This window comes from Mesorhizobium sp. M7A.T.Ca.US.000.02.2.1 (genome assembly GCF_003996995.1).
In the GTDB taxonomy this organism is placed as follows: Bacteria; Pseudomonadota; Alphaproteobacteria; order Rhizobiales; family Rhizobiaceae; genus Mesorhizobium.
The window spans coordinates 1-12,515 of the sequence record NZ_RZTT01000160.1; the positions used below are offsets into that span (position 1 = coordinate 1).

9 protein-coding genes, 1 tRNA gene and 2 pseudogenes are annotated in these 12,515 nt (G+C 62.5%); 7 read left to right on the forward strand and 5 right to left on the reverse strand.

Annotated elements, in window-relative coordinates; all coding sequences use genetic code 11:
- Positions 1–1,495: long-chain-fatty-acid--CoA ligase (locus EOD15_RS16685; RefSeq protein ID WP_127408644.1), on the reverse strand; the 1,495-nt coding region annotated here is incomplete at its 3' end.
- A gap of 183 nt (positions 1,496–1,678) precedes the next feature.
- Here EOD15_RS16685 and EOD15_RS16690 point away from each other — a divergent pair.
- Both EOD15_RS16690 and EOD15_RS16695 read left to right on the forward strand, forming a co-directional pair.
- A pseudogene (locus tag EOD15_RS16690) lies at positions 1,679–2,034 on the forward strand (hypothetical protein).
- Positions 2,035–2,176: 142 nt separating this feature from the next.
- A complete protein-coding gene (locus EOD15_RS16695) occupies positions 2,177–2,566 on the forward strand; it encodes a DUF427 domain-containing protein (protein ID WP_127320900.1) in 390 nt (129 codons plus the stop codon).
- A 39-nt stretch (positions 2,567–2,605) separates the two neighbouring features.
- Here EOD15_RS16695 and EOD15_RS16700 read toward each other — a convergent pair whose 3' ends face one another.
- The 3 genes from EOD15_RS16700 to ppdK all read right to left on the reverse strand — a co-directional run bounded on the left by EOD15_RS16700 (position 2,606) and on the right by ppdK (position 7,414).
- Positions 2,606–3,346 carry a polysaccharide deacetylase family protein gene (locus EOD15_RS16700; RefSeq protein WP_127320901.1) on the reverse strand — a complete coding sequence of 247 codons (741 nt, stop codon included), beginning with the start codon at positions 3,344–3,346 and terminating at the stop codon, positions 2,606–2,608.
- Between the two features lie 167 nt (positions 3,347–3,513).
- Positions 3,514–4,617, reverse strand: coding sequence for a glycosyltransferase family 9 protein (locus EOD15_RS16705; protein ID WP_127408645.1), 1,104 nt, complete (start codon positions 4,615–4,617; stop codon positions 3,514–3,516).
- Between the two features lie 118 nt (positions 4,618–4,735).
- Positions 4,736–7,414 carry a pyruvate, phosphate dikinase gene (gene ppdK, locus EOD15_RS16710; RefSeq protein WP_127408646.1) on the reverse strand — a complete coding sequence of 893 codons (2,679 nt, stop codon included), beginning with the start codon at positions 7,412–7,414 and terminating at the stop codon, positions 4,736–4,738.
- Between the two features lie 221 nt (positions 7,415–7,635).
- Here ppdK and EOD15_RS16715 point away from each other — a divergent pair, with 221 nt between their 5' ends.
- From EOD15_RS16715 to EOD15_RS16730, 5 genes and pseudogenes are all read left to right on the forward strand, one after another.
- Entirely contained in the window at positions 7,636–7,980 is a 345-nt protein-coding gene (locus EOD15_RS16715) for a VOC family protein (RefSeq protein ID WP_127322965.1), read from the forward strand.
- Positions 7,981–8,108: 128 nt separating this feature from the next.
- Positions 8,109–8,183 (forward strand) — tRNA-Gln (locus EOD15_RS16720).
- Between the two features lie 226 nt (positions 8,184–8,409).
- Positions 8,410–8,883, forward strand: a pseudogene (locus EOD15_RS36790) (glycosyltransferase family 25 protein); the annotation flags it as partial.
- 21 nt (positions 8,884–8,904) lie between these two features.
- Positions 8,905–10,500 (forward strand): O-antigen ligase family protein, encoded by a 1,596-nt coding sequence (locus tag EOD15_RS16725; protein ID WP_245463687.1) that lies wholly within the window; start codon positions 8,905–8,907, stop codon positions 10,498–10,500.
- Positions 10,501–10,668: 168 nt separating this feature from the next.
- Positions 10,669–11,541 carry a phytanoyl-CoA dioxygenase family protein gene (locus EOD15_RS16730; RefSeq protein ID WP_245463686.1) on the forward strand — a complete coding sequence of 291 codons (873 nt, stop codon included), beginning with the start codon at positions 10,669–10,671 and terminating at the stop codon, positions 11,539–11,541.
- A gap of 89 nt (positions 11,542–11,630) precedes the next feature.
- On the opposite strand, the gene EOD15_RS16735 is transcribed toward EOD15_RS16730, so the two are convergent.
- Positions 11,631–12,515 (reverse strand): LysR family transcriptional regulator (locus EOD15_RS16735; RefSeq protein ID WP_148129563.1); only part of this gene is annotated, 885 nt, incomplete at its 5' end.

A 12,515-nucleotide genomic window follows, 5' to 3' on the forward strand; every position in this document is an offset into this window, starting at 1 on the left:
CCATGAACCCGAGAATGTCAGCCTTGGTCGGTTCCTTGCCCGGTTTGCGGACGACGACCAGCAGCGGCCGTTCGCCCCATTTCGAATGCTGAACGCCGATGGCTGCCGCCTCGGCGACATCGGGATGGCCGACAGCCAGATTCTCGAGGTCGATGGTCGAAATCCATTCGCCGCCGGACTTGATGACGTCCTTGGCGCGATCGGTGATCTGCATATAGCCGCCGGCGTCGATGTGGGCGACGTCGCCAGTGTCGAACCAGCCATCCTCATCGAACTGCTCCACGCCGGCGTCGCCATAATAGGCACGGGCAACGGCCGGCCCACGCACTTTCAGGCGGCCAAAAGTCTTGCCGTCCCAAGGCTGCTCGTTGTTGTCGTCGTCGGTCACCTTCATTTCGACGCCGAAGGGCGGATAGCCCTGTTTCTGCTGGACGTCGAGCCGGGCTTCGCCCTCAAGACCAGCATGGTCCGGCTTCAGGGTACACAGCGTGCCGAGCGGCGACATTTCGGTCATGCCCCAGGCGTGGATAACCTGGACATCGTAGTTCTGCTGAAACTTCGTCATGATCGCGCGCGGGCACGACGAGCCGCCGATGACAACCTTGTTGAGATAGGGAAGCTTCTTGCCGGTCTCCTCCAGATGCTGCAGCAGCATCATCCAGACGGTCGGCACGGCGGCGCTGAAGGTCACCTTCTCGGTGTCGAGCAGCTCATAGATCGAGGCGCCATCCATCTTGCAGCCGGGCATGACCAGCTTGGCACCGATCATCGGCCCGCTCTGGCCAAGGCCCCAGGCATTGGCGTGAAACATCGGCACGACAGGCAGGATCGTATCGCGCGACGACAGCCCCATGGCGTCGGGCATGGCAGCGATCATGGCGTGCAGCACGTTCGAACGATGGCTGTAGACGACGCCCTTGGGATCGCCCGTGGTCCCGGACGTGTAACACATGCCGGCGGCGGTGCTTTCGTCGAAGGTCTTCCAGGCGAAGTCGCCATCCGCTTCGTCAAGCCAATCTTCATAGGCGACCGCGTTGGGCAATGTCGTCGGCGGCATATGCGCCCTGTCGGTCAGCACGATCACCTGTTGCAGCGACTTGACGGCGCCGGCGATTTTCTCGAGCAGCGGCACGAAGGTCAGGTCGACGAAGACTGCCCTGTCCTGGGCATGGTTCATGATCCAGACGACCTGCTCGGGAAACAGCCGCGGATTGAGCGTGTGGTAGATGGCGCCGATGCCCATGATGCCGTACCAGGCCTCGATGTGGCGTGCGGTGTTCCAGGCCAGCGTCGCGATGCGGTCGCCCAGCCCATAGCCGTCGCGCTCGAGCCGCTGGGCGACCTTCAGGGCACGTTGATGGATGTCCGCGTAAGTGGTGCGCACGATCGGCCCCTCGATCGAGCGCGTCACGATCTCGCGCACGCCATGCTGCCGCTCGGCATTGTCGATGAGCTTATGGCAAAGCAGTGGCCATTCCTGCATCAGTCCCAGCATTCGATCCTCCCTCACGCTTTTGCGTTGTGCTTTTCGAGCTATTGTGGAGCGAACCGGCGGATTGTCCAGCCGCCAGCACCCCTGAGCGCCGCATTGGTGGAAAACCGCCACAATCCGGCCATCGTCGGCGTTAAGTTTCGTTAACGGGCAAAGGGGTGCGATTGGCGACTGAAAGAGGTTCGCATGGACGCGCAGCTCGACGACAAGGCTCTCGAGAGTACGCTTGCCGAAAGTCTGGCCGATGTGGTGCCGGACACAAAGACTGTTTCCGAAGATGAATTTGTTGAAGTTGTCGGCGGCGCGCTGGAAGCGGTCGGCGGCACGCTGCTGTTCAAGATGTGCGTCCAGAATCAGGGCGAGGACCAGCACGTCGCGGCCGCGTCAGTCGGCGATGGCGGAAACCGCCAGTTCTGCTGCTCACCTTGCCTACCGGCGGCGGTTCCCTGAAGGTCGAGACTGTCTCGAGAAGCAGCAACCCGGTCGCCGGGATCGCTGCCGCCTATGCCGGTCTCATGGACGTGTTCAAGGCCGCTGCCTGACCGCTGACGACAAGTATCTCGACGATTCCAAGGGGCGATCCATCGGCGTTGGCTAGGCAAGTTTTGCGTGTTGGATGGCGATAGCGGCTTGCGCAATGCGCTTGCGCGACACACCTTAAGTCGACGCAAGGAGAGCCCCCGCATGGATCAGATCGCCAACCCCGCACCCGGTTTCCAACGCAACCCGGACAAAATCATCACTGTCGAGCCCTATGCCGGCACCGTTACCGTGCGCGTCGGAGACGTGGTCATCGCTTCAACAACGGAGGCCAAGGTGCTGACCGAAGCCCCCTATCCGGCGGCCTTCTACATTCCGTTCGCCGACGTCGATTTCGGCAAGCTTGGCCGCACCGACCACTCGACCCATTGCCCCTACAAGGGCGATGCAAGCTATTGGAGCGTGCTGCCTGCCGGCGAGACCGGCCAGAACGCCATGTGGGCGTACGAGCGGCCTTTCGACGAAATGGCTGAAATCCGCAACCACGGCGCATTCTACGCTAGCAAGGTCACGATCGAAGCCAAACCGGACTGAGCCAACGCCGAAGGCATCGAGATCCGCTCGGCTGGCCAGTCACTCCGTCGTGCCGTTATTGCCGATGCCCTCGGCATCGTCGAGCCGCACAAAGGTCAAGCCTTTGGCCTTGAGCGCCAGCAGCCCCTGCACCACGCCTTCGCCGGCCGCATGGGTCGGCTGGTTGATGTGCGAGATGATGACGTCGCCATCCTTGGCCGCCGCGATGCGCCGGGCGGTCTCCTTGGCGCCAAGCAAAGAGCCGCCGTCGCCATTTATCGAAAATCCCGCGACCTTGAAGCCAAGCTTGCGGATCATGGCGATTGCCGACGGGCTGTATTCGGCGGTTGCGCCACGAAACCATTTCGGCGCCGGCTCGCCGGTCCCGGTAAGAGCGGCGGCTCCCGATTCGACCTCGGCCAGCACCGCATCCGGGCTGCCGGCGCTGCGAATGCCGTAGATTTTCCGCGGCGTGTCGACCGCCGGGATGTGGTGGCCGCCATGATTTTCCAGTTCGAACAGATCGGGATGCGCCCGCATGATCTCGACGGCGGCGGCGTTTCGCTTCAGCCAGATGCCGGTCACGAAAATGGTGGCGGGGATCTTGTTGTCCACCAGCGCCGAAAGAATCCGGTTGTCGGTCTGTCCACCGCACGCGTCGAGCGTAAGCGCCACACGGCCGGCTCCGCTCGCCTGCGACTTGATGTGCAGCGTCGGCTCGACGAGCGGCGCTGCATGGCTGGCGGATGCCATCGCCCACGACAGGGCGATAATGCAGAGATTTTTTTGCAGCAGGCGCATCAAACCGATTCCCGGACCCGTCATTTCAAGCAGGCATCCCAACGACCCGCATGAAGGCGGAAATCGGGATGGCGCATAGCAGAAAAGCGCTCCGCGACAATGTGACCGTTCCTGTGGCGAAGGGGGTCATTCCGCCGCGTCGAGGGTCGTGCATGCGACGCATGATCTCAGATGGCGTGTTCCAGTTTCATTTCGGTGCGCGAAAGAACCTCGCGCACCGCATCGACCACAGGCTTGACCTCCAGGCCCCAGACGCAGCATGCCTTGCTGGGATCCGGCGCGCGGCAGAGGTTTTCGGCCATGCAGGCGCAAGGCATCGGCGGCTGGAGCGAGATGCTGGGCACGCCGACGGGACCCCAGCGCGACGGCTCCGTCAGACCGAACAATCCGACAACCGGGGTTCCGGTGGCTGCGGCCATGTGCATCGGGCCGCTCTCATTGCCGAGAAACAGCCGGGCCTGTTTCAGCACCGCCAGCAGGCTTTCAAGCGACAGGTCACCGACGAGATTGACGACCGACGGCGCGGTCCTGGCGACGATACGTTCGGCGATCTCGCGCTCGTCCGGGCCACCCACCAGGACGACGTCCAGACCAGTCTCGCCGGCGATCTCGACGATCACTGCTGCAAACCGCTCCGGCTGCCAACGTCGCCCCTCGAAGCTTGCCCCCGCATGCACGGCGATGAAGGCGTTTGGCCGCAGATGGTGCTTACCCAGCAGCGCCAATGCTTTAGCCGTCTCCAATGGCAGCGGCTGAAGGTTCGGAATCACCGTGCGAAGCTCGATGCCGAGCGCTTCGAGCGGCGAGAGGTAGCGGTACAGGAAATGCTGACCATCAAAGCCGTAGGGCTTGGCAAAGACGTTGGCGGGCTGCCGCTCCAGCATACGCAAAGGTCTTTCGGAAGGATTGTAACCGACACGGGTCTTGGCGTTGACGAGCCCGGTGACGATGCGCGACGTCTTCGAATCGCTCAGGTCGATGGTCAGGTCGAATCGGAAGCGGCGCAACGCCCGCACCATGGCGTAAAGCTCCTTCCCGCGCTCCAAGGGCGTTCCGCGCATGCGGTCGCGCCTGAATGCGACCACCTCGGAAGCAATACCATGGGCCATGACGAAGCTTTCGAAGCGAGCCTCGCACAGAAAGACGATGCTGGCGCCGGGGAATTCGAGCCGCAGGTTCTTGGCGAGCGCCGAGGCGAGGACGAGATCGCCTATGAACTTGGTTTGGACGACCAGGATCGAGTGGAACGGCGCGGGAGAAAACTGCAGCATCTGTTTCCGGGAGCAATTTGCGGATGGCCGCAAATTGGGCAGGAACAATGTCGAGATTACGCGACGCCGCCAGCACGTTCGCGTGAATTGCCTTACAAAACGGTAAGCTGGATGGATCCTATCGGCGGCCTGCCTTCGCAACCAGCACCGCAGCCTGCGCGGCCGCCAGCCTGGCGATCGGTACGCGATAGGGCGAACAGGACACGTAGTCGAGGCCGACCTCTTCGCAAAAGCGGATCGAGGCCGGATCGCCGCCATGTTCGCCGCAGATGCCGAGCTTGATGTCTGGCCGCGTCGCCCTGCCCTTTTGCGCGGCCATGCGCACCAGTTCGCCGACGCCGTCGATGTCGAGCGAGACGAACGGGTCCTGATCGATAATGCCCTTCTGGCGGTAGGTTTCCAGGAACGAGGCCGCATCGTCGCGCGAGATGCCGAAGGTCGTCTGGGTCAGGTCGTTGGTACCGAAGGAGAAGAATTCGGCCGACTCTGCAATGACATGGGCACGGATCGCGGCGCGGGGGAGCTCAATCATGGTTCCCGTGAGGTAATCGATCTTGACGCCGGTTTCGTCCATGACGCTCTTGGCAACCGCATCGATGCGCGCCTTGACGTAATCGAGCTCCTTCACCAGGCCGACCAACGGCACCATGATCTCGGGGACCACCAGAGCGCCGGCCTTCCTGCCGGCCTCCACGGCCGCCTCGAAAATGGCGCGCGCCTGCATCTCGGCGATCTCGGGATAGGAGACAGCCAGGCGGCAGCCGCGATGGCCGAGCATCGGATTGAACTCGTGCAGTGCCTCGGTGCGCTGCCTGAGCTTGTCCGGCGACACCTTCATGGCGGCGGCGACCTCGGCCACCTCCTCCTCGGTCTTCGGCAGGAATTCGTGCAACGGCGGATCGAGCAGGCGGATCGTCACCGGCAGGCCGGCCATGATCTCGAAAAGTTCCAGGAAGTCCGAGCGCTGCATGGGCAGAAGCTTGGCAAGCGCGGTGCGCCGGTCCTTTTCGGTGTCGGCCAGGATCATCTCGCGCATGGCGACGATGCGGTCGCCATCGAAGAACATGTGCTCGGTGCGACAAAGGCCGATGCCTTCGGCGCCGAAGGAGCGCGCCATGCGCGCGTCGAGCGGCGTTTCGGCATTGGTGCGCACTTTCATGCGGCGGACCGCGTCCGCCCACTCCATGATGGCGGCGAAATCGCCGGAAAGTTCGGGCTGCAGCATCGGCACGGCGCCCTTCAGCACCTGGCCATTGCCGCCGTCAATGGTGACGATGTCGCCCTTGCGGAAGGTCGAGCCCATCGCCATCAGCGTGCCGGCCTTGTAGTCGACACGCAGCGAGCCGGCCCCGGAGACGCAAGGCTTGCCCATGCCGCGTGCCACCACCGCGGCGTGGCTGGTCATGCCGCCGCGCGTGGTCAGGATGCCTTCCGCCGCATGCATGCCGTGGATGTCTTCGGGGCTGGTTTCGATGCGCACCAGGATCGCCTTGCGGCCCTGCGTCTTCAATTCCTCGGCGTCGCCGGAGGAAAAGACGATCTCGCCGGTAGCGGCACCGGGCGACGCCGGCAGTCCGATGCCGATGACATCGCGCGCGGCCTTGGGGTCGATGGTCGGATGCAGCAACTGGTCGAGCGAGGCCGGGTCGATACGGGCGACGGCTTCCTCTTTGGTGATCAGCCTGTCCTGCGCCATCTCGACGGCGATTTTCAGCGCCGCCTTGGCGGTGCGCTTGCCGGAGCGGGTCTGCAGCATCCACAATTTGCCGCGCTCGATGGTGAATTCGAGATCCTGCATGTCGCGGTAGTGCTTCTCCAGACTGTCGGAGATGGCGACAAAGGACTGGAACGCGTCAGGCATCAGCTTCTGCAGCGACGGCCTGTCCGAGCCAGCTGCGATACGTGCCGCTTCGGTGATGTTCTGCGGCGTGCGGATGCCGGCGACGACGTCCTCGCCCTGCGCGTTCACCAGGAACTCGCCATAGAGCATCTTTTCGCCGGTCGAAGGGTTGCGCGTGAAGGCAACGCCGGTGGCCGAGGTTTCGCCCATATTGCCGAACACCATGGCCTGGACGTTGACCGCCGTGCCCCAGCTTTCGGGAATGTCGTGCAGGCGGCGATAGGTGATGGCGCGGTTGTTCATCCAGCTCGAGAACACGGCTGATATCGCGCCCCAGAGCTGCTCATGCGGATCCTGCGGAAAAGGCCTGCCGAGCTCTTCCTCGACCTTGGCCTTGTAGAGCGCGATGACGCCTTGCCATTCGAGCGCCGTGAGTTCGGTGTCGAGCTCGTGCCCGAGCCCCCCCTTCTGATCCTCCAGGATTTCCTCGAACACCTCATGGTCGAGGCCCATGACGACATCGGAATACATCTGGATGAAGCGGCGGTAGCTGTCATAGGCAAAGCGCGCGTCGCCGGAATCGGCGGCCAGCGCCTCGACCGTCTCGTCGTTCAGGCCGAGATTGAGCACGGTATCCATCATGCCGGGCATCGAGGCGCGAGCGCCCGAACGCACCGACACCAGCAGCAGTTTCGACGGGTCGCCGAACCGACGGCCGGTCAGCCGGCCGATGTGATCGAGCGCGACCGCGACATCGGCTTCCAACCCGGCCGGATAAATACGGCCGTTGGCGTAGTAGGCGTTGCAGACCTCCGTGGTGATGGTGAAGCCCGGCGGCACCGGCAGCCCCAGGCTGCACATCTCGGCCAGGTTGGCGCCCTTGCCACCCAGGAGATTCCTGTCGCTGGCACGGCCTTCCGCCGCACCATCGCCAAAGGTGAAAACCCATTTGGTCATGCATCGCTCCGGTTGCAGGAGACTGGAAAGATTGGCGAAACGGAAAGTTCCGCCGGTCCGTCCTTGGAGCGATATGATGCTGCAGTGCGAAACGCAAGGCATCGGCAAAGCCGCCCGGCCACTACAATCGATTAAGCAAAGCCGTGCCCCAGCATGCGGCAAAAAGACTTGCCAAGTCAGGAATTCTGGAGTAGAACATACAGTGAACAAACAGGTGCGCCATGAAACTGCCCGGAAAGCTCGACTATCTGGAAATGCCCGCGACCGGTGGAACGCTGGACCGGCTGAAGGCTTTCTACAGTACCGCCTTTGCCTGGTCGTTCACCGATTATGGGCCGACCTATACGGCCTTTGCCGAAGGCCTGGACGGAGGCTTCCAGGCAGATGCCGCGGAAGCGCCATCAAAGCCACTGCCCGTGCTCTACAGCGGGAATCTGGAGCAAACACTCGACGCTGTCGAAAGCGCCGGCGGCACGATCGTCAAACCGATCTTCCCGTTCCCCGGCGGCCGGCGCTTCCACTTCGTCGATCCAGCCGGAAACGAGATGGCGGTGTGGTCCGAATAGCCCGCTGCATATCATTTGCCAGCGCTGCGTTGCCTGCCCAATTCGAGCGTTCCAACCGTCACTCAGAAGGATTGTGCTTTTTGGCTGCTCTGCTAATAACGCGCCGCACAAGCGACTCTGACGGCAATTGGGGCGTCGCCAAGTGGTAAGGCATCGGTTTTTGGTACCGACATTCCCAGGTTCGAATCCTGGCGCCCCAGCCATCCCGCGAAGGTCCGTTCCGGGCACATGGGACCCGAGAGTACCTTTGCGATCTTCCATGAAGCCGATCAGCTCATGATTCGACGGTGTCGTAAGCGCAGATGAGCCAACGCCATCGCGGCAAATCGGGTCAGCATTTGCACATGATCTGGACAGTGTCGCCTTGAACATCTCCTTCTTTCCATACATAGGTCGACCAGGTGGGTGGCGGCTCAACATGGAACTTCAATGAACCTTCCTATCTTCGCCATCAACCTCGATCGCGAGACCGGTCGCTGGAGCGAATTGTGCGCCAGCGCCGAGGCGGCCGGCCTGACCTTGCAGCGCATTGCCGCCGTCGACGGTCGGGCTCTCGCTGAAAAAGACTGGACGGAGATCGATCTTCCAGCCGCGCGCAAGCTGAGCGGGCGCGACATCCTTTCGGGCGAATATGCCTGTTACCGCAGCCATATCCGGGCGCTGGAAACGTTCCTGGCCGTTGGCAGCGCCCATGGCCTGATCGTCGAGGACGACGTCCTCTTCAGCAAAAACACCATGCGGCGCATCGAGGCCATCATCGCGGCGGTGCCGGATTTCGACGTCATCAAGCTGACCAACCATCGCATGAGCTTCTTCATGCGCGCCGTCGAAACGGTTGAAGGCGACGAGATCGGTCGTGCGCTGCATGGCCCGCAAGGCTCGGCCGCCGCCTATCTGGTGACGCGGAAGGGCGCGCAGGGTCTGTTGTCGGCGCTCGCCGTTATGAAAATGCCATGGGACGTTGCACTCGAGCGCTTTTGGGATACCGGCCTGAAAGTCTATTCGGTCCGCCAAAACGTGCTTGGCTTCGCCGCCAGCAGTGGGATCTCGGGCATAGCCGGTCCCTCGGGAAGCTACAAATCCGCAAGGCTGGGCGGGCCGAGCCGGCTACGTGCCGGGGTGTTACGGGCCAGCGACGAACTGCGCCGCCTGCATCACGTCCTGCTGCCGCCCCCTCTGCCGCGAAATGCCCTGGATGATGCCAAGGACAACGCGCCGCGCCACACCTTGCTTCTGTTGCTTGCGGCACTCGCCATTCTCGCTTTGGTCTCCGCGGTGTGGCGCGAGGCCGACACCTACCGCTATGCGGGCCTGGCGCTGGCCCTGGTCGCGGTCATCCGCTGGTTCAGAGTGGATTTGTGGACCTACAGCAAACCGCTGATCGGTTGGGTCGGCTTTCTGTGTCTGGGCTGGTCGCTCTATGTCTTCATCCGACTGGCGATCGTCTATTTCGGCACCCACCAGTTGGGTGGCGCCGAAGGCATTTACATGTTTCCGCTGTTTTACGCGACGACCGGCTTCGCGTTTCTGCTGTTTGTCAGGCAACCCGCACGGCTCGTGCTCTGGTTCATGATCCTCAGTCTCGTCTTCCTGGCGGCGGACACCTTCTATTCGGACATGTTTCAAGGCATCCAACCGGCCCCGTGGCTTTTCAACAATCCCATCCACGCGTCGGTGGCGGCCGGTTTCATCTTCCTCTGCACGCTGCAATTCATGGCCTACTCGGCCCAGAGAACGGACCTCGGGAAAGCAACCAAGAACCTGCATTGGGCCCTGTCGACAGCCGTCCTGCTGCTTGCCCTCGTCAATATCATCGAGATGCGCTCAAAGGGAGTGTGGCTTGCGCTTGCGCTCGCTCTGCTCTTGTTGGCGGTCATGACCCTGGCGAGAGGCCATCGCCGCGAACTGTTGGTTTCGGGTGGCGTGCTGGTGATCGTGGCGGCCGGCATTGTCGCGGCACACAACATCTTCTCGTCCACCGCCGACGATACCATGGCATTCGTCAAAACCTTGGTTCCGGATGTGTTCAGGCATGGGGTCCTCCCCGCCTTCGACCGCGCCATCGCGAGCGACGCGGTTCCGCTTGCAGCCAAGGAGAGGCTGATGCTGTGGGCGGATGCGATCAATATCTGGAAGCGCCACCCGATCTTCGGAGCCAGTTCCAGCTGGCTGACCGAATGGCAGAACCGAACCTATCATCCCATGATCTTCAACGTCTTCCACAATGGTTATCTGGAGATTGCCGTGCGCTATGGTGTGGTCGGACTGGCGTTCTTTGCCTTTCTCTACACCTGGTCGGCCAGGCAGGTTCTGCTGGCCATGCGAGCCAAGCTTGTCGCTCCGGCCGCATGGTCATGCTACATCTCCACACTGGTCTTCTTCGCCCTAACCATCCTTACCAATTCCAACAACCGGCTGGCCATGGGTGAGGCCTTCATGTGGTTTGCCGCGGCGTTCGGCTTCTACTGTTTTTATGTTCGCCAGCAGAAGAACCTTGTCGCGCCGCGGACCTATTTTTAGGGCCTGCCGGCACAGCACGTATCTGACCAGCCGGTTGCGACCGATGCACCTTTGACGCCCCGCTCAATTTCCCGATAATCGGGAAAGTCGATGCCAAAATCCATGGCTTATCGCCGGCAACCCCTTCGTTACGATCGACACGGATCACAGACAGGGGTTGTCACGGACATGCTGACGGACAGGCAGGCACGCGAGGCGGTGGAGCAGTACCGCGAGGAAGGATACGCGGTCGTTCGACAATTCGTCGACGGCGACGAGATGATCCGGCTGAAGAAGGAAACCGATGCGGTCTATGCCGAAGGCCTCAAGCATCACGCCACCTTCCGGCACGGCAACCTGAATTTCCAGATCCTGCCTGAATCGGACTTTGGCCAACGCTATGTGCTGCAGGCTTACTGGTTTTCCTGGATCAATTCCTATTTCGAAGAATTCCGCCGCAATCCCGACTATCTGAAGCTGCTCGAGAGCCTGATCGGCCGCGACATAAGGCAGATCGCCCAACAGCTGCACTGGAAGCCGCCCGGCGCCAATGTCACGGGTTATCGCTTCCACCAGGATCTGCGCTTCCGTAACCAGGCGGCCTTCGACAATGTCGCCGACGCCACCGTGACAACAGGCCTCGCGGTCGATCGGGCGACGCTGGACAATGGCTGCCTTCAGGTCGTGCCCGGCAGCCACAAGCTCGGCTATCTCGGCCTGTCGGATGAGGGAACCGGCGAGCTGATGAAGGGCCTGACCGCCGAAGAAGAGTTGCGCAAAGTCGGCATCGACCCGGCGACCATCGTTCCGCTGGTGCTGGAGCCGGGCGACCTTGCTTTATGGGGGCTGCTTACCGTGCACGGCTCCTCGCCCAACAAATCGCGGCACGACCGGGCCTTTGCGTTGTCCAGCTATGTGCGGGCCGATACGACGCAACGTGGCGAATGGGCGTTCAGGGACGGCGTTTCGGTGCCGCTCGGCAAGACGCCGGCACTGTGCAAATACGAAAAGCTCTTCGAGGAGCCGGGACCGATGTACGACACCACCGCCTGGTGGAAATGACGCTGCCGCGTCGGGCGACGGGGGCAGAGGGGGCCTGGCGTTCGCGCCAGGCCCCTGGCGGCGTTGGCCATGGACAATCGGGCAGCATTTCAGGCGGTGAAGTCGGCCGACAGTTCGCGGATCAGGAAATCGACGAACGCGCGCACCTTGGCCGCAATATAGGTGCGGTGCGGATAGAGCGCGTAGATCGGGCTGGAGCCGGGGCGAAACTCATCCAGCTGCACTTCCAGCCGGCCGTCCCTGATTGCAGCGTCGACCAGCAGGCTGGGCAGGTTGCCGATGCCGAAACCGGCGGTAGTCATCTGGTAGGCGGCCTCGACGCTGTTGGTCGAGATGCGCCCGCCGACAGCCGCATCGAAAGGGCCGTCGGGTCCGATGAATGGCCACGTGCCAAGGCGCTTGGCGAAATTGCTCAGCACGCAGGAATGGCTTGCCAGCTCATCCGGGTGGACCGGACGGCCGTTTGCATCCCAATAATCGGGCGTGGCGCAGACATAATTGCGGACTTCACCAAGCCGGCGGGCAATCAGGGCGGAATCCGCCTGACCGCCGAAGCGGATGGCCACATCGTAGCCTTCCTCGACAATGCCGACGACATAACGGGCGGTGAGGTCGAACTCGATCGTGGTGAGCGGGTTTTCTTCGAGGAATTTCGGCACCAGCTTGGTTATGCGCGTGTGGCCCAGAACATTGGAGCAGGAAACCCGGATCAGGCCGCGCGTCTCCTTGTGCAGGCCGCGCGTCGAATCCTGCAGTTCGGATATGTCGTCGAGCAGGCTGCGCGCACGCGGAGCATAGTCGCGGCCCGCCTCGGTGAGGCTGAGACGCCTTGTGGTGCGATTGATGAGCCGGACGCCGAGGTCGTCTTCCAGTTCCTTGATGGTGCGGCTGACGGCCGTCGTCGACATGTTGAGATCGCGCGCCGCCGCCGACAGGCTGCCCAGCAGGCAGACCCGATCGAACACCCGCATCGC